The 26004-nt window shown below is 64.2% G+C and carries 23 protein-coding genes; 10 read left to right on the plus strand and 13 right to left on the minus strand.

Annotation, left to right across the window (positions count from 1 at the left end):
• Positions 1-269: 269 nt before the first annotated feature.
• From AQ611_RS24075 to AQ611_RS24105, 7 genes are all read right to left on the minus strand, one after another.
• Entirely contained in the window at positions 270-1727 is a 1458-nt protein-coding gene (locus tag AQ611_RS24075; protein WP_059512620.1) for an OprD family porin, read from the minus strand.
• A gap of 154 nt (positions 1728-1881) precedes the next feature.
• A complete protein-coding gene (locus AQ611_RS24080) occupies positions 1882-2940 on the minus strand; it encodes an ABC transporter ATP-binding protein (RefSeq protein WP_176704035.1) in 1059 nt (352 codons plus the stop codon).
• 14 nt (positions 2941-2954) lie between these two features.
• Positions 2955-3944, minus strand: a complete 990-nt coding sequence (locus AQ611_RS24085) for an ABC transporter ATP-binding protein (RefSeq protein ID WP_069236320.1) — start codon at positions 3942-3944, stop codon at positions 2955-2957.
• A 1-nt stretch (position 3945) separates the two neighbouring features.
• The gene (locus AQ611_RS24090) at positions 3946-4848 is read right to left on the minus strand and encodes an ABC transporter permease (protein WP_059512614.1); all 903 of its coding nucleotides are present in this window, start codon (positions 4846-4848) and stop codon (positions 3946-3948) included.
• 10 nt (positions 4849-4858) lie between these two features.
• Positions 4859-5797, minus strand: a complete 939-nt coding sequence (locus AQ611_RS24095) for an ABC transporter permease subunit (protein ID WP_059512612.1) — start codon at positions 5795-5797, stop codon at positions 4859-4861.
• A gap of 19 nt (positions 5798-5816) precedes the next feature.
• Positions 5817-7445 (minus strand): peptide ABC transporter substrate-binding protein, encoded by a 1629-nt coding sequence (locus AQ611_RS24100; RefSeq protein WP_069236321.1) that lies wholly within the window; start codon positions 7443-7445, stop codon positions 5817-5819.
• Between the two features lie 183 nt (positions 7446-7628).
• Entirely contained in the window at positions 7629-8210 is a 582-nt protein-coding gene (locus AQ611_RS24105) for a helix-turn-helix domain-containing protein (protein ID WP_059512608.1), read from the minus strand.
• A gap of 343 nt (positions 8211-8553) precedes the next feature.
• Between AQ611_RS24105 and AQ611_RS24110 the strand changes: the two genes are divergently transcribed.
• Both AQ611_RS24110 and AQ611_RS24115 read left to right on the plus strand, forming a co-directional pair.
• Complete coding sequence (locus tag AQ611_RS24110) at positions 8554-10062, plus strand: peptide MFS transporter (protein WP_059512606.1); 1509 nt, start codon at positions 8554-8556, stop codon at positions 10060-10062.
• Positions 10063-10458: 396 nt separating this feature from the next.
• Entirely contained in the window at positions 10459-10662 is a 204-nt protein-coding gene (locus tag AQ611_RS24115; protein WP_059512604.1) for a hypothetical protein, read from the plus strand.
• A 115-nt stretch (positions 10663-10777) separates the two neighbouring features.
• On the opposite strand, the gene AQ611_RS24120 is transcribed toward AQ611_RS24115, so the two are convergent.
• The gene (locus AQ611_RS24120; RefSeq protein ID WP_059512837.1) at positions 10778-11074 is read right to left on the minus strand and encodes an acylphosphatase; all 297 of its coding nucleotides are present in this window, start codon (positions 11072-11074) and stop codon (positions 10778-10780) included.
• 154 nt (positions 11075-11228) lie between these two features.
• On the opposite strand from AQ611_RS24120, the gene hpnA reads away from it, so the two are divergent.
• Positions 11229-12236, plus strand: a complete 1008-nt coding sequence (gene hpnA / locus AQ611_RS24125; protein ID WP_059512595.1) for a hopanoid-associated sugar epimerase — start codon at positions 11229-11231, stop codon at positions 12234-12236.
• 115 nt (positions 12237-12351) lie between these two features.
• On the plus strand, positions 12352-13554 hold the full coding sequence (locus tag AQ611_RS24130; protein WP_069236322.1) for a hypothetical protein: 1203 nt from the start codon (positions 12352-12354) through the stop codon (positions 13552-13554).
• 191 nt (positions 13555-13745) lie between these two features.
• Here AQ611_RS24130 and AQ611_RS24135 read toward each other — a convergent pair whose 3' ends face one another.
• On the minus strand, positions 13746-14924 hold the full coding sequence (locus AQ611_RS24135) for a glycosyltransferase (protein WP_069236323.1): 1179 nt from the start codon (positions 14922-14924) through the stop codon (positions 13746-13748).
• Between the two features lie 381 nt (positions 14925-15305).
• Here AQ611_RS24135 and ispH point away from each other — a divergent pair, with 381 nt between their 5' ends.
• The 5 genes from ispH (at position 15306) to AQ611_RS24160 (ending at position 20265) form a co-directional block, all read left to right on the plus strand.
• Positions 15306-16247 carry a 4-hydroxy-3-methylbut-2-enyl diphosphate reductase gene (gene ispH, locus AQ611_RS24140; protein WP_059512589.1) on the plus strand — a complete coding sequence of 314 codons (942 nt, stop codon included), beginning with the start codon at positions 15306-15308 and terminating at the stop codon, positions 16245-16247.
• 11 nt (positions 16248-16258) lie between these two features.
• Positions 16259-17419: an adenosyl-hopene transferase HpnH gene (hpnH, locus tag AQ611_RS24145; protein WP_069236324.1), complete on the plus strand. Its 1161-nt coding sequence runs from the start codon at positions 16259-16261 to the stop codon at positions 17417-17419.
• 245 nt (positions 17420-17664) lie between these two features.
• Positions 17665-18018, plus strand: a complete 354-nt coding sequence (locus AQ611_RS24150) for a DOPA 4,5-dioxygenase family protein (protein WP_069236325.1) — start codon at positions 17665-17667, stop codon at positions 18016-18018.
• Between the two features lie 216 nt (positions 18019-18234).
• A complete protein-coding gene (locus AQ611_RS24155) occupies positions 18235-19593 on the plus strand; it encodes an aspartate aminotransferase family protein (RefSeq protein WP_069236326.1) in 1359 nt (452 codons plus the stop codon).
• 303 nt (positions 19594-19896) lie between these two features.
• Positions 19897-20265, plus strand: coding sequence for an XRE family transcriptional regulator (locus AQ611_RS24160; protein WP_231936052.1), 369 nt, complete (start codon positions 19897-19899; stop codon positions 20263-20265).
• Positions 20266-20301: 36 nt separating this feature from the next.
• Here AQ611_RS24160 and AQ611_RS24165 read toward each other — a convergent pair whose 3' ends face one another.
• From AQ611_RS24165 to AQ611_RS24185, 4 genes are all read right to left on the minus strand, one after another.
• Positions 20302-20508 (minus strand): YbdD/YjiX family protein, encoded by a 207-nt coding sequence (locus AQ611_RS24165; protein WP_059512581.1) that lies wholly within the window; start codon positions 20506-20508, stop codon positions 20302-20304.
• Between the two features lie 18 nt (positions 20509-20526).
• Positions 20527-22605 carry a carbon starvation CstA family protein gene (locus AQ611_RS24170; RefSeq protein ID WP_069236327.1) on the minus strand — a complete coding sequence of 693 codons (2079 nt, stop codon included), beginning with the start codon at positions 22603-22605 and terminating at the stop codon, positions 20527-20529.
• A gap of 422 nt (positions 22606-23027) precedes the next feature.
• Positions 23028-23720, minus strand: a complete 693-nt coding sequence (locus AQ611_RS24175) for a B3/B4 domain-containing protein (RefSeq protein WP_059512577.1) — start codon at positions 23718-23720, stop codon at positions 23028-23030.
• A gap of 718 nt (positions 23721-24438) precedes the next feature.
• Entirely contained in the window at positions 24439-25209 is a 771-nt protein-coding gene (locus AQ611_RS24185; protein WP_059512833.1) for a FadR/GntR family transcriptional regulator, read from the minus strand.
• A 400-nt stretch (positions 25210-25609) separates the two neighbouring features.
• Between AQ611_RS24185 and AQ611_RS26235 the strand changes: the two genes are divergently transcribed.
• Complete coding sequence (locus AQ611_RS26235; protein WP_197517146.1) at positions 25610-25873, plus strand: hypothetical protein; 264 nt, start codon at positions 25610-25612, stop codon at positions 25871-25873.
• Positions 25874-26004: the final 131 nt, after the last annotated feature.

Below are 26004 nucleotides of genomic sequence, written 5' to 3' on the forward strand. Positions count from 1 at the left end.
GAGCATGCGGTGTGCGGCACGGCGGGCTGACGCGCGATATAGCGGCGCGCGCTTGCTTGAGAATGCATATCGACGATCCCGAACTGAAGCGGGGATATCCCCGACAAGACGTCCCTCGCCTCGTCCGAGCCCAAAACCGGCATTCGGGCGCGCCTGATTAGGCATTCCTAACCAGGCGCTTGCAGCCAAGACTGGCCAAGGCCGGCCTGCGCGGCGCGTAACCGGGCTGGCGCAATCTCAGCCGCACCCGCGCCTCTCTGCACGCCCCGTCAAAACACCTTCACCGGCAAATTCACGACCAGTCGGTACTCCTGATTGCCGCTGTCCGAAGAATGCGCGGAGCCGACATGCCACATCGCAATGAACGTGATCTTCGTGTCCTTGAACTTGCCGCTCTGAACCGTATAAGACGGGATGAAGCCGAACTCGTGGTGACGCCCTTGCACGGGCTTGCCGTCCTTCCAGTAGATGCTCGAACGGGTCGGATCGAGCGCCGCGCCGGCGGAACCGTCCGCGCCCCAACCCGTCACGCCCCATACCATCGCCTTGAAGCCCGGCAGGCCTGCATCCTTGCCGTAGAACGTATAGCGCAATTGCAGCGATTTTTCGTGCGGCGCGTTATAGTCGACATCCATCGAGTTCACGAGAAAAATCCCGTTCGTCTCGTTCAGATAATCAAAGAACTGATCGCCGAGCACCTGCTGATAACCGAGCAGCAGCTCATGCGCGCCGTGCTGCGCGGCCAGCGACAGGCTGTACGCATTGTTGTCGATCTTGCCCTGGCGTGCGTCGCCGGTGTCGTGCGTCGAATAGAAATTGCCGAAGCCCGTCCACTTGACCGTCTGCGGCGAGCCGTAACTCTGCTTGACCGAACCGTAATATTGCCGCCACACGTCGTCGGCCTGGCCGGCGTACAGTGACGCCGAGCCCGTCGGCGAATAGTCCCAGGTGCCGCCCACATAGGTGAAGCGGTCGACACGCGTGCCGCCGTACTGGGTCGTCAGATTCGTGAGCGTCGTGTGGCCCCGCGCATTGGTTTTCGTGAAGCTGCCCGCTTCGAGCATCACGTTCTTGAACTCGTTGCTCACGAGCGTCGCACCGAGGAAGGTGGGCGGCAACGCGCGGTTGTCGTGCTGCTCCATGAACGGATTGTCGACCGCCTGCAGACCGTACTTGATCACCGTCTCGGAAATGCGCGCCTTGACGTCATAGATGCCGGGAAACGCCCACGCAAGCTGATTCGAGCCGCCGCCGCCCTTCGCGATATGCACGAAGCTGCCCGCCCCCTGGCCGCCGTCGAGCTTGAGCGCCGCGTAGATCGACGCATCGAAGCCGATGCCGACGAGCCCGGTCGTGTAACCCGACTCGAAGTTCGCCATCACGCCCTGAACCCACGCGTGGCGATGCGGGCCGCCTTTTGCGTCGAGCACGTCTGCGTAGTTGCGAAACAGGATATTGAAATGGCTGTCGGCAATGAAGCCCTTGGATTTCGCCTGACTCGATTGCAACTCCGGTGGCGCAACCGCCTGCGTGGCCTCCGTGTTGATGACCGCGTTCGGCGTAGTCGCTTCCTGCGCAAGCATCAAAGCAGGCGCCGCCTGAGCGGGCGCTGTGCTTACCATGTCGTCCGCATGCACGGCACCCGAGAGCGATAAGCCCGCGAGCATCGGCACGCCCCACGCGAGCATGACTGCCCGCGTGACCCTCTTGATTTGATATGTTGTCATCGCGTTCTCTTTTTATGTCACTACCCATTCGCCGGCCGCCAATCGCGGCCGGCGATACCCCACGCGCCGCCGTGACGGCACGCCTTCCCACGACGCGAATCAGATTCGCGCCGCCCAAACCCCTGTCGGTTTTTTATATAAAACGACTAATCATTCATCCATGTACTTCCTGCACCGCGCCGGCCCGAATACACGCGACGCATGCGGCCGATCCGCCGCGCACTTCGGGCAGCGGCACCTCGTGCGCGCAGGCATCGATCGCATCGGGACAGCGCGTGCGAAACGCGCAACCCGAAGGCGGATTGAGTGGCGACGGCATCTCGTTCGCAAGCAGCAGCGGCCGCCGCGCACGTTCACGCGCCGGGTCCGGCACCGGCGCGGCGGCAAGCAGCGCACGCGTATACGGATGCTGAGGCACGCCGTACACGTCGCGGCGCGCACCGAACTCCATCACGCGGCCGAGATACATCACGAGCACGCGATGACTGATGGCTTTCACGACGGCGAGATCGTGCGCGACGAACAGATAGGACAGCGACAACTCACGCTGCAAATCGCGTAGCAAATTCACGATCTGCGCCTGGATCGATACGTCGAGCGCAGATACCGGCTCATCGCAGATCACGAGGCGCGGCTCGCCGATCAGCGCGCGCGCGATGCCGATCCGCTGGCACTGGCCGCCAGAGAATTCGTGTGGATAACGAAGCAAATGATGAGCGTTCAAACCCACGCGCTCGAGCATCGTCAATACGCGCCGGCGTATTTCTTCACGGCCGATGCCGGGCTGATGCGTGACGAGCGGCTCGGCAACCACCTGCTCGATCGTCATCCGCGGATCGAGCGATGCGAGCGGATCCTGAAAGATCATCTGCATCTCGCGGCGCAGCTTGTTCACATCACGACGCGAGCCGCTGACAAGCGGCTCGCCGCGCCAGTAAACCGCGCCGTCCGTCATCGGCGCGAGGCCGATCAACGCACGCGCGAGCGTCGACTTGCCACAGCCCGATTCGCCGACGAGCCCGACGGTTTCGCCGCGGCGCACGTCGAACGACACGCCGTCGACCGCGCGCAACGTGCCCTTGCGCGACCATGGATAGCCGCCGAGCGGCACGCGGAAATGCACTTTGAGATCGCGCACCGACAATAGCGTATCTGCTTGCGGCGCCGCATCGGCACCCGAAATAGAGGCGGCGGGCGAAGCCGCGGACGACATGAGACCAGGCGCACTCATCGCAACTCCTCGACGATTTCCGCAACGGGTTTGTGGCAAGCGCGCACGGCGCCAGCTTCCGAATAACGCGCGAGCACGGGGCGCTCGGTCGCGCAACGCGCGGTGGCGCACGCGCAGCGTTTCGCGAATGCGCAGCCGGCCAAACCCTGGCCGGGCAGCGGCGGATTGCCGGCAATCGCCACCAACGGCGCATCATCGGGCGCATCGAGACGCGGCAGCGCGTTCAGCAGCCCGATCGTGTACGGGTGCGACGGCGCGGAGAAAATGGATGCGGCGCTCGCATATTCGACGGTGCGCCCCGCGTACATCACCATCACGTCGTCGGCGAGCCCTGCGACCACACCCATGTCGTGCGTGATCAACACGATCGCCGTGCCGCGCTCGCGATTGAGTTCGCGCAGCAATTCGATGATCTGCGCTTGCACGGTCACGTCGAGCGCGGTCGTCGGCTCGTCGGCGATCAGAATCTCGGGTTCCAGCATCAGCGCCATCGCGATCATCACCCGCTGACGCATCCCGCCGGAGAATTCGTGCGGATACATGCGAATCCGGCGCGCGGCGTCCGGAATCCGCACGGCTTCGAGCGCTTCGATCGCACGCTTGACCGCCTCCTTGCGCGACAGCTTGCGATGAAGCTGCAGACTCTCGGTCATTTGCCGCTCGATCGTCAGGAACGGATTGAGCGACGTCATCGGATCCTGGAAGATCATGCCGATCCGGTTGCCGCGCACCTCGTTCAACTGCCGCGAGTTCATCGTCAGCAGGTTCTCGCCATCGAAGCGCGCATCGCCGGACGTCGAGCCGTTGCCCGCGAGCAGCCCGAGCAGCGCCATCACGGTCTGACTCTTGCCCGAGCCCGACTCGCCGACGATACCGAGCGTCTTGCCTGCCTCGAGCGAAAACGACACGCCGGATACGGCGTCGACGGGCGGCCCGTCCCTGCGCGTGAAGCGCACGCCGAGATTATCGACTTCTAGTAGTGCCATCTCAGCGGTCCTTCGGGTCGAGTGCGTCGCGCAAGCCATCGCCGACGAAATTCACGCAATAGAGCGTCACGCACAGCATCACCGCCGGCGCGAGCAGCAGCCACGGCATCGCATCGAGCTTCTGCGCGCCATCCTGGATCAGCACGCCCCAGCTCGTCATCGGCTCCTGCACGCCGAGACCGAGAAACGACAGCACGGATTCGGTCAACACGATCGCCGGCACGCTGACGGTCGCATAAACCACCACCACGCCGAGCAGGTTCGGCACCACATGACGGCGCACGATCGTCGCGGGCGCGACGCCGATCGCACGCGCTGCGTCGACAAACTCGCGCGAGCGCAGCGACAGTGTCTGGCCGCGCACCACGCGCGCCATGTCGAGCCACGAGAACGAACTGATCGTCAGCACGACGAGCCCGAACGAGCGGCCGAACAACGTCATCATCAGGATCGAGATCAGCAGGTAAGGAATCGCATACATCATGTCGACGACGCGCATCATCGCCGAGTCGACGCGCCCGCCCGCGAAGCCGGCAATCGCGCCCCATGCAACGCCGAAAAGCCCCGACACGAGCGTGCCGAGCAACCCGACCTCGAGCGACACGCGCCCGCCGATCAGGGTGCGCACGAGCAGATCGCGGCCCAACTCGTCGGTGCCGAACCAGTGCATGTTCGCGAACGTCGGCGCGAGGCTGATCGACGACCAATCACTCGCGGCCGGATCGTTCGGCAACAGCAGCGGTCCGATGAAGCACGCGAGCGCGATCAACACGAGCACCGCCAGACTCGCGAGCGCCGCACGATTGCGCAGGAAGCGGCGTGCGGCAAGCTCGAGCGGCGTGCGCGACTGCGGCGGCGCATCGGCTGGCTCGTGCAGCTCGATTGAAGAGGAAACGGGCGCCATGTCGGCCTCCTCAATAACGGATGCGCGGATCGAGCCACGCATACGCAAGGTCGACCAGCAAGTTGAACAGCACCGCGAACACGGTCGTCAGCACGACAAGTCCGAGCACCAGGGTGTAATCGCGATTAATCGCGCCGTTGACGCATAGCTGGCCCAAGCCCGGCAACGCAAATACCGATTCGGTCACGACGGCTGCCGTGATCGACGAAATACAGACCGTGCCGAACAGCGAGACGACCGGCATCAGCGCCGGCTTCAACGCATGGCGCAGGACGATCGTGCGGCCAGGCAGCCCCTTTGCGCGCGCGGTCCGGATGAAATTGCTCGACAGCGTTTCGATCATCGAGCCGCGCATCACGCGCGCAAGCAGCGATACGTTGATCAGCACGAGCAGCGCGATCGGCAGCACGCGGTAACGCCAGCCGCCGTCGCCCCAGCCGCCGGCGGGCAGCCAGCCGTCGCCGTCGGCGCGCTTGAGCACGATCGCAAAAATCAGCACCAGCACCGGCCCGAGCACGAACGGCGGAACCACGTTGCCGAAGTTGCCGATCAGCATCACGAAACGATCGATCAAGCTGTCGCGCCGCACCGCCGCGACGGTGCCGAGCAACACGCCCAGCACGATCGAAATCGGAATCGACACGCCGCCGACGCCAAGGCTCACCGGCAGGGCCTTCTTCACGAGATCGTTGACCGTCCAGTCGACGTAGCGGAACGACGGGCCGAGATCGCCGTGGAGCAGCGAATTCAGATACAGCAGGTACTGCTTCCACAGCGGCTCGTCGAGGTGGTACTTGGCATTCAGGTTCGCGAGCGTTGCGGCGGAAAGCTGCTTCTCGCTATCGAACGGCCCGCCGGGCGTGAAGTGCAGCAGCAGATAGCAGACGGTGACGACTGCGAGAATCGTCGGCACCGCCCACAACGTGCGCCGCAATGCATAGGCCAACATGATCGGCTCCGCTTCAGTTTCAGTGCTTGATCAGATACATGTCCTGCGAAGCGCGCATGTCGATATAGTTCGTCAGCGTATAGCCGCCGACATACGACTTGACCAGACGATCCGCCGAATACTGGAACAGAATCGTCATCGGGTAATCGTTCATCGCAAGCTCGTGTGCCTGCGTGAGCAGCGCAGAGCGCGCGCCGTCGTCGGTCTTCTGGTTGGCTTCGGCAACCAGCGCATCGACCTTCGGATTGCAGTAGCCGACCGTGTTCTGCGCGCTGCCGCAGCGAATCAGATCGAAGAACGTCGTAGCGTCGTTGTAGTCGGCAAACCAGCCGTCGCGTGCGACTTGCACCTTGCCGTCATGACGCAGTTTCATCAGCACCTTGAATTCGACGTTCTCGAGCTTCGCGGTCGCGCCGAGCTTCGTGCGCCATTCGGATGCCGCGAAGAGCGCAACCTTCTTATGCAAATCGTTCGTGTTGTACGTCAGCGTAAACGTGAGCGGCTTCGAATCGCCGTAGCCCGCTTGTTTAAGCAGGTTCTTCGCGTATTCGACCCGCTTGGCCATCGGCCACGATGCCCAATCCGGCACAAACGGATGCTGGACGCCCTTGACGCCCTTCGGCATCAGGCCATACATCGGCACCTCGCCGGCCTGCGTGATCTTCGAGGTCAGGATATCGCGGTCGAGCACCATCGACAGTGCCTGGCGCACGCGCTTGTCCCTCAATGCCGCGTCGCCGCTGTTCGTCTGATTCAGGTAGTAGTAATAGGTGGCGAGCTGCAGGCCCTGGCGCAACTCCTTGCCGAACTGCTTGTTGACCTGAGCGAACGCGCCTGCGGGAATCGAATAGGTGTAGTCGATCTGGCCCGCCTGGTACATCCGCATCGCGGTCTCGTCGTTCTCGACAGGCAGATAGGTAACCTTACGAATCACAACGTTGCGTGCATTCCAATACTTGTCGCTCTTGGCCATCACGATGTGATTGTTCGGCTGCCAATCGACGAGCGAGAACGCCCCGTTGGACACCATGTTCTTCGGCTGCGTCCACGCGGTGCCGAACTTCGTCACCACGTCCTTGTTGACGGGCAACAGCGGCGCCATCGCGGTCAGCTCGGGGAAGTACGCAACGGGCACTTCGGTCTTCACTTCGAACGTGTACGGATCGATCGCGCGAATGCCGAGATTGGCCGGCGGCTGCTTGCCCGCGATGATCGCCGAGGCGTTCTTCACGAACTCGACGAGGATCGTGTATTTCGAGCCCGTCTTGGGATCGGCCAGACGCTGCCACGCATAGACGAAATCCGCCGCCGTCACCGGCTGGCCGTTGCTCCACTTCGCATCGTGGCGCAGCTTGAAGATCCACGTATCCGGCGCCTTGCGCTCCCACGACTGCGCGACGCCCGGCACCACGTCCCCTTTCGCGTCGATGCGCGCGAGACCTTCGAACAGATCGAGGCCGATCGTATTGCCGGTCCACGATTCGATGTACGCGGGATCGAGTGACTCGACCTCGGCGGGCACCTGTCGCGTCAGATCCTGCTGCGCGGCGAGAACGACGTTCGAGGCGACCGTGACGGCGGACGCCAACGGCGTCATCGTCAGGGCGAGCGCGGCCAGCACGGCCGAGATGGCATGCGAGTGTTTCATGGTGTGCGTTTGATAGAGGTGACGGGAAAGCGGCGCGCGGCACGCAACCGTGCGGGCGCGACGCAAGAAACCTTACGGTTGCGTGGAAGCGGACTGGCCCGAGTGCTCGTATTTCATGTTAGTCATCTCCATGCTCCTTTCGACCGGCACCCCATTTCCAAAGGAACAAAGGCATGCCGAGCCCTAGAACAATCTCGGTGTCCCGACCCAGACCACCACCGACTCGATTTTCGCGGTGTTGACCCAGCTATGCGGAACCGTCGACTGATAATGCGCGCTGTCACCGGCTTGCAGGACGAACGATTTGCCCTCCAGCGTCAGCGACACTTCGCCTGTAATCACATACAGGAATTCCTCGCCTGCATGTGTCGTGACTTCAGACCGCTTTTGTCCCGGCGGCAGCCGCACGAGAATCGCCTCGAGCTGACGCCCTTCCGACACATTCGTCAGCCGTGCAAACAGATTCGCCGAATCGGCAAAGCTGAAAAAGCGCAACTGATCGCCGCGGCTGACCGAACGTTCTTCGCTTGGCGTCTCGACGAAATACTGCACCGTGACCCCCAGCGCATGCGCGATGCCGGCCAACGACGTGATGGACGGCGACGCAAGCCCACGCTCGACCTGCGACAAAAACGGCTTGGAAATACCCGCGGCGGTCGCTGTTTCTTCTAGCGTACGCTTTAACCGCTGACGCAGTGCTCGAATCTTGCTGCCGAGCGCGACGCCTGTACTGGCGGACCGCGTGTTTTCAGTGGAAGGAACCATATCAGGCCGAAATCTGGTCGTCAAAAATTGTTTGATGGAAAATAACGAAGTTTGATGAATAAGGCAGAATCCTCGTTGCGTCAAACGGCGTCACCCGCGCATGCCCGTTGAGAAACAATGCGTGCGATAGGTGACGGCCGCTATCTTGCCAGACTCATTGCGTTTACAGGCAAGCGTTGCGCGGGATTGCGCGCCACATCCTTTTTTTTCGTGGTGCATCCCTCCATACCTCAATGAAGATTATTTTTTTCAGGGATTACCCTGAGTGACGAAGGTCCGGTACGCCGTGAGAATCGCGGCCGCTGTTGACGGACGTTTCGTCTGTTTTATCCAAAGGAATACCATGAATACTCGCGTCTCCCAGACCCGATCGTTTACGACGGTCTTTCTCATCGAAATGTGGGAGCGTTTCGGCTACTACGGGATGGCTGCACTGCTCGTGCTCTTCATGGTCGACAAGCTCGGCTTCACCGACAGCCATGCGAATCTGACCTGGGGAGCATTCACCGCGCTCGTCTACACGTCACCGTCGATCGGCGGCTGGATCGGCGACAAGGTGCTCGGCTCACGCCGCACGATGATCATCGGCGCCATCGTACTGTGCGCAGGTTACCTGATGCTTGCGATTCCGAACGATCGGCTTGCGTTCATGTACGCATCGCTCGGCGTGATCGTGGTCGGCAACGGGCTCTTCAAATCGAACGCAGCGAATCTCGTTCGCCGCATCTATGAAGGCGACGACGCGCGAATCGACAGCGCGTTCACGATCTACTACATGGCGGTCAACATCGGCTCGACCACGTCGATGCTCGCGACGCCTTGGATCAAGGATCACTGGGGCTGGCATGCGGCGTTCGCGGTGTGCTGCGCGGGCATGGCGCTCGCCGTGGTGAACTTCGCGCTGATGCACCGCACGCTCGCTCACATCGGCTCGCAGCCGGATGCCGAGCCGATTCATTGGCGCCGCCTGTTCGCCGTCATCGCGGGCGGCATCGCGCTCGGCGTGGCAACGATGTATGTGCTTAAGCACAAGCAGTTCGCCGTTGCGAGCGTATGGGCCGCGGCGTTCGGAATTCTCGCGATCTTCGCCTACATGATCGTGAAGTCGGAACGCTCGGAGCGCGCCGGCCTCATTGCGGCGCTGTTGCTGATCGCGCAGGTGATCCTGTTTTTCATTTTCTACGTGCAGATGTCGACGTCGCTCACGCTGTTCGCACTTCGTAACGTCGACCCGCGCTTCATGCTGTTCGGCACGACGCTCTTCACGTGGAGCGCCGCACAATTCCAGGCGCTCAATCCGATCTGGATCATGGTGCTGAGCCCCGTGCTCGTCGCCATCTACAACGGCCTCGCCCGGCGCGGCCGCGACATTCCCGTCGCGCTGAAATATGCATTCGGCTTCGGCGTCGTCGCGCTCGGCTATCTCATGTTCGCGATCAGCGGCCGCTATGCAATCGACGGCCGTGTGTCGTCATGGTTCATGGTCGGCGGCTACGGTTTTTATTCGCTCGGCGAATTGCTCGTGAGCGGACTGGGCCTCGCGATGATCGCGCGCTACGTGCCGGCCCGCATGAGCGGCTTCATGATGGGCGCGTATTTCGTCGCGACCGGCGTATCGCAATATCTCGGCAGCGTCGTCGCGAACTTCGCGCAAATGCCGTCAAACGATCTGCCGGCCACCGCATCGCTGCCGCTCTATACCGAATTGTTCACCGGCCTGGGCTGGCTCGCGGCTGGCGGCATGGTATTCGGCTTGCTGCTGCTGCCGCTGCTGAACAAGCTGTCGCGTGAGCATCACCGTTGCGAAGCCGAGCGGCGCGACGCACAAGCGGCGTCGGCCGCCGCACACTGACAGCGGAAGCGCCGCCTTCCCACGCCCCCTCATTGCCCCGATTCGCGTGCGTCGCCGGAATCGGGGCGGAACCGGCCGCACGCATGGGCGCATGCGTGCGGCCATCGCCGCCGGCACCCCAGCTATCCGCCGCCGCATCGAAGCGGCAGCGCCGGGCACGCCGGCGGAATCGCCGATTCGTCCTCCCTCGCGCGGCAAACAATTAGAAAGCCGAAGCGATGCTGTGCGCCGCGCGAACAGCGCCTATGCAAGCACGTATGCATAGGCGCGTTGCGATACGTAGAAACCTATACGTGAAAATACCCAGCGCATTTCTGTGACTTGCCCATCACATTCTCACGCTATTCCTTCGCAATCGTCCTACACTGAAACGAATTCATCGGCAGGGAGTGAACGATGAAAAACAGGACGACGAGGCTGTTGCGGATGTTGTCGGACATTCGCCGCGCGCAGCGGTGCACGGCGCTGCGCGCGGCGGCCGCGGCCGCCGAAGCGGACGCGCTGCTTGCCGCTCGCGACGACGATCCCGCCGACAAGCCGGACACGACGCAGGACGACGCAATCCCCGCCGCGCAACCGCGAACGAATCTGCGACATTGAGCAAGCCGCAAACGCGCGATCCGGCAGCCTGCGCTAGCGGCAAAGCCGCGCCACCGGCCACGGCCGCCAAGCTTGGCACAGCAGCCATACTCACGACAGCCGCGCAAGCCGCCCGTCAATGCTGCTGGAATCGCTCGAAGCGCTTATGCGCCACACGCTCGTCGAACGTCACCTCGGTCACGCGCGCGGCGGGCGGTCCGTGCCGAAACCAAGCGAGCATCCGGTCGATCTGCGGCGCGGGGCCTTGAATCATCGCTTCGACCGAACCATCGTCAAGATTCGTCACCCAACCGCGCAAGCCAAGCGCATGCGCCTCGCGCACGGTCGCATGGCGAAAACCCACGCCCTGCACGATGCCACGCACGCGCACGTAATAGGTTTCGATCCGTTCGTCCAGATCGCCGCCGTTCATCGTTTCCTCCTTGCCGTTTCGAGTCGCTTCAAGCCCGGCATTGTAGTCGCGCGCCGCATACGATGTGCCCGCCGCACGCTCGCGCGGTCCGAGCACGTACAATTCCGCCCCATGCCCAACCCGCCGCACGGCGCGCCCGCGCGGCCACGAACCCATGACTGACACACAACGCGATCTTGTTCTGGTGACCGGTGCTTCCGGTTTTGTCGGCTCCGCCGTCGCGCGCGCCGCGCGGCGGCAAGGCTACCGGGTGCGCGTGCTCGTGCGGCCGACGAGCCCGCGCACGAACGTCGCGGATCTCGATGCCGAAATCGCAGTCGGCGACATGCGCGACGAAGCGTCGATGCGCAGCGCGCTCGCCGGCGTGCGCTACCTGCTGCACGTCGCGGCCGATTACCGGCTCTGGGCACCCGATCCGGGCGAAATCGAACGCGCGAATCTCGAAGGCGCGGTTGCGACGATGCGCGCGGCGCTCGCCGAGGGGGTCGAGCGGATTGTCTACACGAGCAGCGTCGCGACGCTGAAGGTGACGCCGTCCGGCACATCGTCCGACGAATCGGCGCCGCTCACGGCCGAGCAGGCGATCGGCGTCTACAAGCGCAGCAAGGTGCTCGCCGAACGTGCCGTGGAGCGGATGATCGAGAGCGACAAACTGCCCGCGGTGATCGTCAATCCGTCGACGCCGATCGGCCCGCGCGACGTGAAGCCGACGCCGACCGGCCGCATCATCGTCGAAGCCGCGCTCGGCAAAATTCCGGCGTTCGTCGATACCGGCCTGAACCTCGCGCATGTCGACGACGTCGCACAAGGTCACCTGCTCGCGCTCGAGCGCGGCCGGATCGGCGAGCGCTACATCCTCGGCGGCGAAAACCTGCCGCTGCAAACGATGCTCGCCGACATCGCGCGGCTGACGAACCGCAAGCCGCCGACGATCGCGCTGCCGCGCTGGCCGCTCTATCCGCTCGCGCTCGGCGCCGAGGCCGTCGCGAAGGTGACCAAGCGCGAGCCGTTCGTGACTGTCGATGGACTCAGAATGTCGAAAAACAAGATGTATTTCACATCGGCGAAGGCGGAACGCGAGTTGGGCTATCGCGCGCGGCCCTATATCGAAGGCATCCGCGACGCGCTCGATTGGTTCCGGCACGCAGGCTATCTGCGTTGACGCGGCGCGCGGCGAGCCGAAAAAGGTGGGCTAGCCAGCATTTTGTTACATGCCGTGCTCGAACCCGCATCAGGGCTGCGGGTAAAATTGCGGGTCCTACGTAGAGATAGCACGCATGAACTTCAACGATCAGATCGATGCGCTCGATGGCCGCATCGATCAGCTCATCCATACAGCGCATGCATTAGCAAGCGCCGCCCAGCAGGCCGCAGACAAGGCCGCCGCCGATCAAGCCGCCGCGCAAAGCGCGGCCGAAGCCGCCTTCGCCAAGCAGGCGCAGGCGGAAAAGATGTGCATCGAGCAATCGACGCTGGATACGCTCGCCGCGCAAGCTGCCGCTGATAAAGCCGCGGCCGAAGCCCTCGCCGCGCAAGCTGCCGCCGACAAAGCCGCGGCCGAAGCCCTCGCCGCGCAAGCTGCCGCCGACAAAGCCGCGGCCGAATCGCTCACGGCTCAAGCCGCCGCCGTTCAAGCCGCGGCCGAGGCCGCCGCCGCGCAAGCCGTCACCGACAAAGCCGCTGCCGAATTGCTTGCCGCCCAGATAGCGGCCGAACGCACCGCCGCCGAGCAGGCCGCCGCGCAAGCCGCGGCGGACAAAGCCGCTGCCGAAACGCTCGTGGCACAGGCCGCCGCGGCACGCACGACGACCGATTCGAACCTCGAAGCCGAGCGCGCGGCGATCGAACGCCTAGCCTCGCAAGCCGCCGAAGATAAAGCCAAGGCCGAAGCGCTGGCCGCTCAGGCTGCCGCCGAGCGCACCGCAGCCGAGCAGGCCGCTGCACACGCCGAGGCCGATAGGCAGGCGGCGCAATCGCTGCTCGCCGAAGTCGCCGCCGAACGCTCGGCCGCGCAAGCCGCAGCCGAGCGCGCCGCAAACGACAAGGCAGCGGCCGAGGCGCTCAGCGCGCAGACCAGCGAACCCGTGCCGACCGCCGACGCCTGCGCCGTCTCCGACCACCCAGCGGCAGCGCCGGCCGCAAACGAAGTCGGCGCGAAACCGTCGCTGCATGTCGCACGGCCGTCGCAAGATGAAATCACGCTGTCGCTCGGCGAGTACTCGGTCACGCTGCCCGCGCCGCAGGTCAGCCAATTGATCGAGGAATTAGCATACGCACGCGCATCGATGACGATCGAGCAGCCGTCCGGCTTGCCGAACGGCTGGCGTTTCGTATCGACGAAAAACCCGCTGATGGCGGTTCAGAAACAGTCGAACGGCGATCGCCTGCTGGTCATGCGGCACACCGGCCACGGCTGGGTACCGTTTACGCTCTCGCCGGACGTCGTGATCCAGCTTTATATGCTGCTCACGCAAAAGTAACGTGCCGTGCGCATTGGCCGGGGCCGAGTCCAATCAAGCCCGATACCGGCCCACCGCGCGCGGGTGAACCACTTCGCGCGCCGCGCCGCGATCATCCATCGATCGCGGCGCTCTCGCCTGCCTTCCCCGCGCCGGCCCTCGCGGCGCGCGCAGGCACTGCCGATACGGGGCGGCGTTCGCGTCGGTTCGCGTCAACGCTCCTGCACCGGCGCCTGCACGCGCGCTTTCCACTGGCCGCCCTTGCCGCGCCAGTAACGCACCGCCGACGCGACCGTCGCGCCGACATAGAACAGCGCGACGAGCGGCAGCGCGGGCGCCCATAGCGGCGAGCGGTGGTAATAGCTCAACATCGGCGCATACGCGGTGCACATCGACGCCCACGCGAGCCATGCCGGCCATGCGCGCGCGCCATATGCGAGCGCCGCCACGGGCGGCACCAGATAGATGATCGTCATGCCAGCAAGCGTGCCGGCCAGCAGCAGCGGCGAATAGCGAAGCTGCGTGAAAGCGGTGCGCGCGATCATGTTCCAGATGTCGCGCCAGCTATCGTAAGGCCGCAACGACACGCTGCGCTGCGCGAGATCGAGCCGGATCGGATGATGGCCGGCACCGCGATGCTTGATCTGCGCGGCCAGGCTGCAATCGTCGATCAACGCGCCGCGAATCGATTCGATCCCGCCCGCTTCGTCCAGTGCCGCGCGCTTGACCAACATGCAGCCCCCGGCCGCGCCCGCCGTCTTGTTGCGCGGGTCATTGACCCAAGAAAATGGATAGAGTTTTGCAAAAAAGAATACGAACGCCGGAATCAGCGCCTTCTCCCAGAACGAATCGCAGCGCAGCCGCACCATCAGCGACACGAGATCGCGCTGCTCCGCCCGCGCGCGGACGACCAATTGCTGGAGCGCATCGGGCGGATGACCAATGTCGGCGTCCGTCAGCAACAGGTAATCCGCGGGCAGGCCGAGCGAGCGCACCGCGGCGATGCCCTGCGATTGCGCCCAGACCTTGCCCGACCAGCCGGCCGGCAGCGGCTGCGCGCTCAGCACGGTGAGCCTATCGGCGCGGCCGGCGGCCGTCGCGGCGGCGCGCGCGGCCGCCGCCGTGCCGTCGGTGCTGTGATCGTCGACGACGATCAGGTGGAACGGCCCGGGATATTGCTGCCCGATGAGCGACGTAACAGCCTCGCCGATCACGTCGGCTTCGTTGCGCGCGGGCACGACGGCAGCCACCGCCGGCCAATCGGACGGCGCCGCGTCGGGCGGCAGGGGCCGCGCCGGACGCGCACGCCAGAAACCGCCGCGCGCGAACAGCAGCACGAGCCAGATCACGAGCGACAAACAGGACAGCAGAAACACGGCCACGAGCGTCATGCGTGCCCCCCTACCGGTGCGCCGCCCGGCCGGACGGCGCACCGCCGCGCCGCCGGCGCCCCGCTACATTCGATCTTCATGCAAATCAGCCTTTTCTTTTCAATGCCTTTCGATATGCGCGAGCCGGTCAAGCAACCGAAAGATTCGATGGAACCGCTTAGTTTACTGGGTTTGGCTCGCGCGGGCGCCGGACTCGGGTGTTGTGCCAATTGCCACATTGTCGGGAACGTTAAAGCAAGGTGGAGCCGATAAGGTTAAAATGCGCGATTACTTCGGGGTGCCGGGCTCGTTTCCCGCATTCATAACATCCAAAGTTGGGGCGATCTGGCTGGCGTGCCGGCCTTCTCGCACCCCGCGTCAGTCGTCGGAGTTCGCCTATCTATGCGAGTCATCCTTGCCCAGCCCCGCGGCTTTTGTGCGGGGGTTGTCCGTGCGATCGAGATCGTCGAGCGCGCGCTGCAACAGCACGGTGCGCCGGTTTATGTACGTCACGAGATCGTCCATAACCGGCACGTCGTCGAAAATCTAAGAAATAAAGGGGCGCGATTCGTTGAAGAACTCGACGAAGTGCCGCACGGTGCCGTCGCGATCTTCAGCGCGCACGGCGTGGCCCAGACCGTCGAGAAGGACGCGCAAGCCCGCGGCCTCGACGTGCTGGACGCGACCTGCCCGCTCGTCACGAAAGTGCACGTACAGGGCCGCCAATACGTCGCGGCGGGCCGCCGGCTGATCCTGATCGGGCATGCCGGCCATCCGGAGGTTGAAGGCACGATCGGTCAGATTCCGGGCGAGGTGATCCTCGTGCAAAGCGAGGCCGAGGTCGGCACGCTGACGCTGCCCGCCGACACGCCCGTCGCCTACGTCACGCAAACGACGCTGTCGGTCGATGACACGCGCGGCATCATCGAGGCGCTGATGCGCAAATTCACCGATATCGTCGGCCCGGACACGCGCGACATCTGCTATGCGACGCAGAACCGTCAAGCGGCCGTGCGCGAGTTGAGCGCGCAGGTCGACGTGCTGCTCGTCGTCGGCGCGACGAACAGCTCGAACTCGAACCGGCTGCGCGAGATCGGCACCGAAAGCGGCGTGCCGAGCTATCTCGTCGCGGACGGCTCGGAAATTCGCGCCGAATGGTTCGAAGGCGCGCGCACGGTCGGCCTCACCGCGGGCGCATCGGCGCCCGAGGAAATGGTCGACGACGTGATCGCCGCGCTGCGTGCGCTCGGGCCCGTCGAAGTCGCGACGATGGAAGGCCGCGAGGAAAAAGTCGAATTCAAGTTGCCGGCGAAGCTCATGCAAGCTGTCGCCCGCGAAGTTTAAGGAGGACACCCTTGTCTATTCCGCTGCTCCAGCAAGTCCGCGTCGGCGCATACATCGTGCGCCAACACCTGTCCGGCAACAAACGCTATCCGCTCGCGCTGATGCTCGAGCCGCTGTTCCGCTGCAACCTCGCGTGCAACGGCTGCGGCAAGATCGACTACCCCGATCCGATTCTGAACCAGCGTCTGTCGATCGACGAATGCCTGCAGGCGGTCGACGAATGCGGCGCGCCCGTCGTCTCGATCGCGGGCGGCGAGCCGCTGCTGCACAAGGACATGCCGGAAATCGTCAAGGGCATCATGAAGCGCAAGAAGTTCGTGTACCTGTGCACGAACGCGCTGCTGATGGAAAAGAAGATGGACGACTACCAGCCGAGCCCGTACTTCGTCTGGTCGGTCCACCTCGACGGCGACAAGGACATGCACGATCACTCGGTGTCGCAGGAAGGCGTGTACGACAAGGCCGTCGCGGCGATCAAGGAAGCCAAGCGCCGCGGCTTCCGCGTGAATATCAATTGCACGCTGTTCAACGATGCGATTCCCGAGCGCGTTGCGAAGTTTTTCGACACGCTCAAGCCGATCGGCGTCGACGGCATCACCGTGTCGCCGGGTTACGCTTACGAGCGCGCGCCGGACCAGCAGCACTTCCTGAACCGCGACAAGACGAAGAACCTGTTCCGCGAAATCCTGAAGCGCGGCGAAGGCGGCAAGCGCTGGTCGTTCAGCCAATCGTCGCTGTTCCTCGATTTCCTCGCCGGCAATCAGACATACAAGTGCACGCCGTGGGGCAACCCGGCGCGCACCGTGTTCGGCTGGCAGAAGCCGTGCTATCTGGTCGGCGAAGGTTACGTGAAGACCTTCAAGGAACTGATGGAAACCACCGACTGGGACAACTACGGCGTCGGCAACTACGAGAAGTGCGCGGACTGCATGGTCCACTGCGGCTTCGAGGCAACCGCCGTGATGGACACGATCGCGCATCCGCTGAAGGCGCTGCGCGTCAGCCGCAACGGCATCAAGACCGACGGCCCGTTCGCGCCGGACATTCCGATCGACAAGCAGCGTCCGGCCGAGTATGTGTTCTCGCGCCATGTCGAAATCAAGCTCGAGGAAATTCAGCGCGCGGGTAAAGGCAAGCTGCAGAAATCGGCAAAGTCGACCGCGGCGGCATAAGCCGCATTCGCGGCGCGCGTATGGCCGCAGCGGCCGCGCGGCCCGCGCGGTCTTCGTCGAAAAAGCGCCATGACGCTGTCATGGCGCTTTTTTTTAACTCGACACCAGCCGTCACGCCGCCCTTGCCCGCCCGCCTGCATCGATTGCCGCCCCGCGCGATAATGATGCCGTGCCGGCGCGGACAACACGACATTGAGCGCGACATACAGCAGCGGCACCCTTTTCCATTCACATCGAGTACGGCAATGCAATTCATCGACGAAGCCACGATCGAAAGCTGGCACGCGCACGTCTACTTCGATGCGGCCAGCCGCGACGCCGCCTGGGCATTCCGGCAGATCGTCGAGCAGCGTTTCGGCGCGCTCGTCGAGCTTGGCCGCTTCCACGAACGCCTGGTCGGGCCGCATCCCGCGTGGTCGTATCAGATCGCGTTCAGCCCGGCGCGCTTTGCCGATATCGTGCCGTGGCTCGTCGTCAATCACGGCTCGCTCGATATTTTCCTGCACCCGAACACCGGCGACGAATTGCGCGACCATCGCGACGCGGCGGTGTGGATCGGGCACGCGCATACGTTGAATCTCGCGGCGCTCGGCGGGTAGCTCGAGACGGAGACGCGCGGCAATCTCCACCGTGCTGATGTGCCGATGTGCTGACGTGCGCGCCCCCGCTCGCGAGCGCGCCTGTCGGCCGTCGAGCCCCGCACCCGGCGGCATCGCACGGCATCGGCGTCATTACAAGGGTCGACCGGCACCGGCGGATATGCGAAGCTTTCGGAATCGTTTCGCGATCCCGTTTTCTTCGATAAGGAGCGTCACTTGGAGACCCGCCACGGAGTCAACCTGCCCCGCGCCCGCGCACTGCTCGCACGCGAGCGCGATGCGTTCGAACGTGCGATGCCGAAATCGCGTGCGCTATCCGCCGCGGCGGCGCAGCACCTGATGTTCGGCGTGCCGCTGCACTGGATGCGCGACTGGTCGACGCCGTTCTCTCTTTATGTCGATCACGCGCGCGGCGCGCATTTCACCGACGTCGACGGACATCGCTACGTCGATTTCTGCCTAGGCGATACCGGAGCGATGTTCGGCCACGCGCCCGAGCCTGTTGCGCGCGCGCTCGCCGAACAGGCAGCCCGCGGCTACACGACCATGCTGCCGAGCAGCGATGCCGCGTGGGTCGGCGCGGAGCTTGCGCGCCGTTTCAAGCTGCCCTACTGGCAATTCGCGCTGAGCGCGAGCGATGCGAACCGCTTCGTGCTGCGCTGGGCGCGCGCGGCAACCGGGCGCCGGCACATCGTCGTGTTCAACGGCTGCTATCACGGCACGGTCGACGACGTGTTCGTCGATCTGGCCGACGGACGGCCCATGCAGCGCGATAGCCTGCTCGGCCAGGCGCACGATCTGCTCGCATATACACGCGTGGTGGAATTCAACGATCCGGCGGCGCTCGACGCCGCGCTTGCGCAAGGCGACGTCGCATGCGTGCTCGCCGAGCCGGCGATGACGAACATCGGCATGGTGCTGCCGGAGCCGGACTATTGGCGGCAGGCGCGCGAGATCACGCGCCGCCACGGCACCCTGCTCGCGATCGACGAAACCCATACGATCAGTAGCGGGCCGAGCGGCTACGCGGCCGCACACGGGCTGGAGCCGGACGTGCTGATCATCGGCAAGCCGATCGGCGGCGGCGTGCCGTGCGCGGTGTACGGCTTCAGCGCCGAAGTGGCAGCGCGGGCGCAGCAGGCAAAGGCGAGCGCGCCGCCCGGCCATTCGGGTATCGGCACGACGTTGACCGCGAACATGCTCGCGATGCACGCCATCCGCGCGACACTCTCCGACGTGATGACCGACGATGCATACGCCCATATGTTTGGCTTGGCCGCGCGCCTTTCGAGCGGGCTCGAGCAGGTCATCGCGCAACGCGGGCTGCCGTGGTGCGTGACGCGGATCGGCGCGCGCACCGAATTTCAGTTCGCACCGACGCCGCCGCGCAACGGCACGATCGCCGGCGCACAACTCGACGGCGAGCTTGAACACATCGTGCATCTGTATCTGCTCAATCGCGGCATTCTGATCACACCGTTCCACAACATGATGCTCGTGTGCCCGGAAACGACGGCCGACGATGTCGACCGGCTGATCGCCGCATTCGATGCGTGCGTCGGGGAAATGGTCTGAGCGTTCGGATAAGGCGGCGCGTTTCACGCCGCCTTATCTTTTATGAGTTATTTCAATATCGCAAATAAAATGTCGGCCACGCTACAAAATCGTAAAAAATCCGGGAAACACAAGCCATTAAGCGGCAGAAAATGATTTCCTATACCGCGCCGCCCAACGCTTTATCAAGATAAATTTATCTTATTTGAGATTTTTTTATCTTGATGAGTTGACCACTTTTATCGCATGCCGCAACACAATGCGGCCATGCCAAAGCCCAAAAGCGAAAAAAGTATCGCGTTCTCGAAACGCCTGAAACACGCGGTGAAAAACACCGTCGGAAGAGCTTTGCGTCCGAAGGAATTCATTCTGGAATTCCAGTTTCGCCATCACGGCGAGCCGGTTTCAAATCAGGCCATCTACAAATGGCTGAACGGCACCGTCATTCCGAAATCGGAAAACATGGCAACGCTCGTCGAGTGGCTGAAGGTCGACGAGCATTGGCTGCGCTACGGCCCGTCGCCGTCCGCGGCGAACCCACAGGCCGGGTCGCGCGACACGAAATACCCGCTGCAACAGGAAACGATCGAGCTTGCGACCAAAATCGAATCGCTGTCGCCAAATGATCGCCACATGATGGAAGAACTGGTCGACCGACTGTACGACGGTCCGCCGAAGCCGCGCGACGATTGACGCATCGCTGCGCCGCCCGCCGCGCGGCGGGCGCCGTCAACAGCACTTGCCCGCCCCCGCCCCATACCGCGCGTTCTGCCGTTCGCGGAAAAATTCCTCGTATGACATCACCGGCCGGTCGGGATGCGTCGCACGCATATGCGCGACGTATCCGTCGTAGTCGGGCAAGCCGACCATCAGCCGCAACGCCTGTCCGAGATAACGCCCGGCGGTGCGCAATTCGCCGCTGAGATCAGAAAACATCGCTTTCTCCGCTGACGGTCAACGGCCGCTGCCGAGCGCCTGCGCGGCGGGCATCGGCTCGAACGGCGTCTCGCGCGAACTCGGCTGCGCGATGCGACGCGCGCGCACCACGGCGATCACGCCGTACACCGCGATGCTCAACACGACAAAGATGAAAAGCCCGGCCAGCGCCGCATCGACATAGTCGTTGAAGATGATCCGCTGCATCTGCGCCAGCGACTTCGCCGGCGCCAGCACCTTGCCGTCGGCCGCCGCCGCTTGCAGCTTCGCCGCATGCGCGACGAAGCCGACCTTCGGATTCACGTCGAACACCTTCTGCCAGCCGGCCGTCAGCGTACAGATCAGCAGCCACACGGCAGGCACGATCGTGACCCACGCGTAGCGCTCGCGCTTCATCTTGAACAGCACGACGGTGCCGAGCACGAGCGCGATCGCCGCAAGCATCTGATTCGAAATGCCGAACAGCGGCCACAGCGTATTGATGCCGCCGAGCGGATCGACCACGCCCTGATACAGGAAATAACCCCACGCGGCCACGCACAGCGCCGTCGCGACCAGGTTCGCCGGCAGCGACTCGGTGCGCTTCAACGCCGGATGGAACGTGCCGAGCAGATCCTGCAGCATGAAGCGGCCGGCGCGCGTGCCCGCGTCGACCGCGGTCAGGATGAACAGCGCCTCGAACAGGATCGCGAAGTGATACCAGAACGCCATCATCGCCTGCCCGCCGATCACCTGATGCAGGATGTGCGCCATGCCGACCGCCAGCGTCGGCGCGCCGCCCGCGCGCGCGACGATCGTCGTCTCGCCGACTGCCTTCGCGGTTTCGGTCAGCATCTCGGGCGTCAGCATGAAGCCCCATTGCGTGACGGTCTGCGCCACGGCTTCGGGTGTGGTGCCGAGCAGCGCCGCCGGCGAGTTCATCGCGAAATAGATCCCCGGCTCGATCACGCATGCGGCCACGAGCGCCATGATCGCGACGAACGATTCCATCAGCATCGCGCCGTAGCCGATCAGCCGCGCGTTGGTTTCGTTGTCGAGCAGCTTGGGCGTGGTGCCCGACGAAATCAGCGAATGAAAGCCCGACACCGCACCGCAGGCGATCGTGATGAACAGGAACGGGAACAGATTGCCGGCCCACACCGGCCCGGTGCCGTCGACGAACTTCGTCAGCGCTGGCATCTTCAGCTCCGGCGCGACGATCAGAATGCCGATCGCGAGGCCGACGATCGTACCGATCTTCAGGAACGTCGACAGATAATCGCGCGGCGCGAGCAGCAGCCACACCGGCAGCACCGATGCGACAAAGCCGTAGCCGATCAAGATCCACGTGAGCTGCGTGCCGCTGAACGTGAACCACGCGGCGAGCGCCGCCGAATCGTGCACGTGCTGGCCGTAGGCGATCGACGCCATCAGCAGCACGAAGCCGATGATCGACACTTCGCCGATCCGCCCGGGCCGGATGAAGCGCGTGTAGACGCCCATGAACAGCGCGATCGGGATCGTCGCGGCGACGGTGAACGTGCCCCACGGCGAGTTCGTCAGCGCCTTCACGACGATCAGCGCGAGCACCGCGAGAATGATCACCATGATCAGGAACGCGCCGAACAGCGCGATCACGCCGGGCACCGTGCCCAGCTCCATCTTGACGAGATCGCCGAGCGAGCGGCCGTCGCGGCGCGACGAGATGAACAGCACGATGAAATCCTGCACCGCACCCGCGAACACGACGCCCGCGAGAATCCACAACATTCCCGGCGTATAACCCATCTGCGCGGCAAGCACGGGGCCGACGAGCGGCCCGGCGCCTGCGATCGCGGCGAAATGGTGGCCGAACAGCACGTATTTGTTGGTCGGTACGTAGTCGAGGCCGTCGTTGTACTTGACAGCGGGCGTCATTCGCAGGCCGTCGAGCTGCACGACCTTGCTCGCGATGAAGCGGCTGTAGAAGCGGTATGCGATCAAGTACACGCAGACGGCGGCGATCACGATCCATAGCGCGCTGACCCGCTCGCCGTGCGCGAGCGCGATCGTGCCGAACGCGAATGCGCCGATGAGCGCGACCGCGATCCAGATCAAGTAGCTGGAAGCCCGATTCATGGTGTCTCCTGTCTTTATTTATCGAAATAGGCGCGGGGGCAACCCGCAGCGGGCGGCCGCCCGAAACGGCGGCAAGCCTCACGCCCCGCGAGCGCCAAGCGATGGCTCGATATTGTTCGCCTTTGACGCGAACCTAACAAGCGGACAACTACGTATGACGGCTACGTAAGACTTCGTAGGGGTTTGCGAGGATAAGCGCGGCGACAGAGCGGCTCCGCGCCGGTATCGGCCGCCGCCGCGCACGGCTCTTCGCCGAAACGCGGCCCGGCGCTTCGCGCCGTTCCGGAATGAGCAACGGCGGCGCGCAACGTCGCCAGCCGCCGCCCTGGCGACGCCGGGCCCGGGAAATAGCAGCCGGCAACGCCACCGACAATCAGAAACCACGGGAGCCCGCCCGAGCGGAATCGAGCCCGCGCTCTCTATCACGCACCGGGGCCGATCAACTTCGTGTCGATCGCCGCGCCCGGCATCATGAGGCGCAACCCTTCGATCAATCGATCGCCTGCTTCATGAAGCGCTTCCAGCGGCATTGCCGGCAAGCTTTCCAGAATGAACCACATCTGTCTGGCATCGGCATTCAGTCTCGTCCGGATGCCTTGCCGCCAGTTCCAGCGCCGGCATGTGACACCGAGATCGTCGCGCCAGACCGCCTCCCCCGCCTCTGGCGTTTCCTGGGCCGGCGCGCCGTCCTTCACCGTGTCGAAGGGTTCCGTGCCATCCGCTATAACCAGCCTGGGCATGCCGGCATAGGCCGCAAAATTCTCGCCGCCGACCGGAATCGCGTATTGAATGCTGATTGCGTTGTACAGATCGACCACCGGATCGATGCTCGGCAGGCTGCCGTCGCGCAGCACGCGTTTGCGCAACGCTTCGGCGGAAGGCGGCGTGCGCTGGGGCTTCGCGCCGAACTTCCTGAACACGTCCGCCCAAGCCGCCAGGTGCGCATCGGCCCATGCGGCGCCGCCTGCAGCGAGCGATCGGCACGCGCGACTCAGCGCGTCGCGGGCAATGCCTGGATTCGCAACCCCGGCAGCTTCGACACTGATGCTGAGCGCACGAAACCCCGGCGCCAAGCTGGCGATAGCCGGATCGACCGACGGCAGAATGCAAAGCATCGTTAAATCCTTGAGCGACTGATTGGTTTGATGCTAGCGACCCGTGAGCGCAAGCGTCAACAACGCGAGCCTGCTGCGGCACCGCGGAACGAGCCGCCGACACCGGCCTACGCCGACATGCGTGACGTTGTACGAACGAGCGTGAAACCGGGCTGCTTTCATCGCGCATGACGCATGGCACACCCCGCGCTGGCCGATCGGGCGACTCGTCGGGCCGGGCCGCCGGGCGCTACGCTCATCCATCGCTCAAACGCATGCGCCAAGCCCCGGCCACATCGGTCCTCTACCCTATCCAGCGGCACTCGGCATGATCGATATTGCACACGCGGAACGATACCGCGCGGCTGCTCGCGAAACACGACGCCAAGGTCGCATACGACGCGCTGCATGTATGGTGGGCAGCGCGGCGGCACCCGACGCAAGCAAAAACAGCCAAGCGAACGGGAACGGCGGCATTGGCCGTATCGCGGCTCGAAGCGCCGCTATCCGGCGAAAAGTCTCCGCCACCGCTTGCGACGCTGCACAGAGAGGCAACCGTTCGCGGCAAGAAGCGAGCGATTTCGCTCGCTTGACGGAAAACATCGGGCGCCGGCGATCGCACGCGGGCGTCCGGCCCGTACCGGCGGTGTGCGCCGCAGCGAGCGCGCACGCACGACAAGCACATGCGCTGCGCGATCACCACGCATCACGGCCGGTACGGCCGGCGGCGCCCCCACGATCAGGCCGCCGCTTCCGATCCCGCCTCGTTGACAGCCATCCGCAACCCGATCATCGCGGCGCGCGCGCCATTCGCATCGTAACCGTCGATCGCCGCGGCAAGCCGCCCGGCCGCACCGCGAATCGCATCGTACCGGCCGTGCAACGACACGGCATCCCAGTCGATCGCCGTCACGCCGGCCCGCGCGACCTCGCCCATCTGCCGGATGAACTGGTTGCGGCTCGCCTCGACCACCGCCGCATGCAGCGCCTCGAGCCCGCGGCGCAGCGCATCCGCCCCAACCGCATCCCGCACCGCCGCGTAGGCCGCGCGAATCGCACGCCGCTGCGCATCGTCCGCGTGTGTTGCCGCCTGCGCGGCAGCTTCGGGCTCGACCAAATCGCACATCGCCACGACGTCGTGCAGAAAATCGACATCCGCCGTGATCCGCATCCGCCACTGCATCACGTGATCGTCGAAGAGCCGCCATTCGCTGCGCGGCGTGAGACGCGTGCCGGCCTTCGTCCGGGCCTGCACCATTCGCCGCGCGGTCAACACGCGCGTAACTTCGCGCATCACCGAGCGCGGCACGCCCAGTTCGCGCGCGAGCACATCCTGCGGCGGCAGCAGGCCGGACGTGAATTCGCCGTCGACGATCCGGGTCACGACGGCATCGAGCACCCGCTGCACACGCGGCGACGCCTTCAGCGAACGGCGCTCGGTCGACTCACGCGTCACGGCGACGAGCGTGCGCGCCGGATTAGAAAAAGGATTGGTGTCTATAGAATTCATCGTACTCATCCAAATGCGAATCGAAATTCCTTCGTGATGAACGGCAGAATGCGTCGCCATAAAACCAACGGCGCGCATCTGCCACGACGCCAAGCAAATACATTCCGACCACAACTGCCGCTAGCCGCCTCGGAAATTAAAGCCGGCGCAACGCGCGCGCTTCAACCGCCACGCCATCACGCCCGCCATTACTCCACTGACCACGCAGCGAACAAAGCAATATGGCCGCTGTGCGCGCGACACGCGATTCGCGCAATGCAGCGGGCTTGCCGGCATATCACGCCCGGCCGGCACACGTTGCATCCGCGCGATCCGCCCCCCGCATCGCGGCACGCTCCCCGCTTATATGCTGCGCATCCGTCTTGTGCGGCACACAGCTCGCTTTAGCCGGAAAACGACAATGGCAAGCACTTACGCGCCTGCCGCCGGCAAACGACGTAACCCATCAAGCCGGCTGGTTGGCCAGCCCGCCTACGGAAAAATCGATTGCCGGAATACCCGGCACGAACGACACCAACGTCAAGCCATCTGCATCCGGCCGATCAAAAAGGCACAGTTAATTGAATCGACCATCGAACCACTTCCGTCCAATGGCTCCGAACCTAAAACGGCAAGCGGCGCCCCGCCAGGACATGGCAGTCCGGCGTATCGCAACAGCGGTTGACGCCCATGGCCCGCCACTCAGCTAGGCACAAGCTGAATGGCCAAGAGCACAAATATGGGTTTGGCGCCGGAAACCGGCGTCCGGAATCTTCATCACACGACGTGTCTCTCGATTCGCGTCGACGAAGTAGA

The sequence above is a fragment of the Burkholderia singularis genome (assembly GCF_001718875.1).
GTDB classification, from domain to species: Bacteria; Pseudomonadota; Gammaproteobacteria; order Burkholderiales; family Burkholderiaceae; genus Burkholderia; species Burkholderia singularis.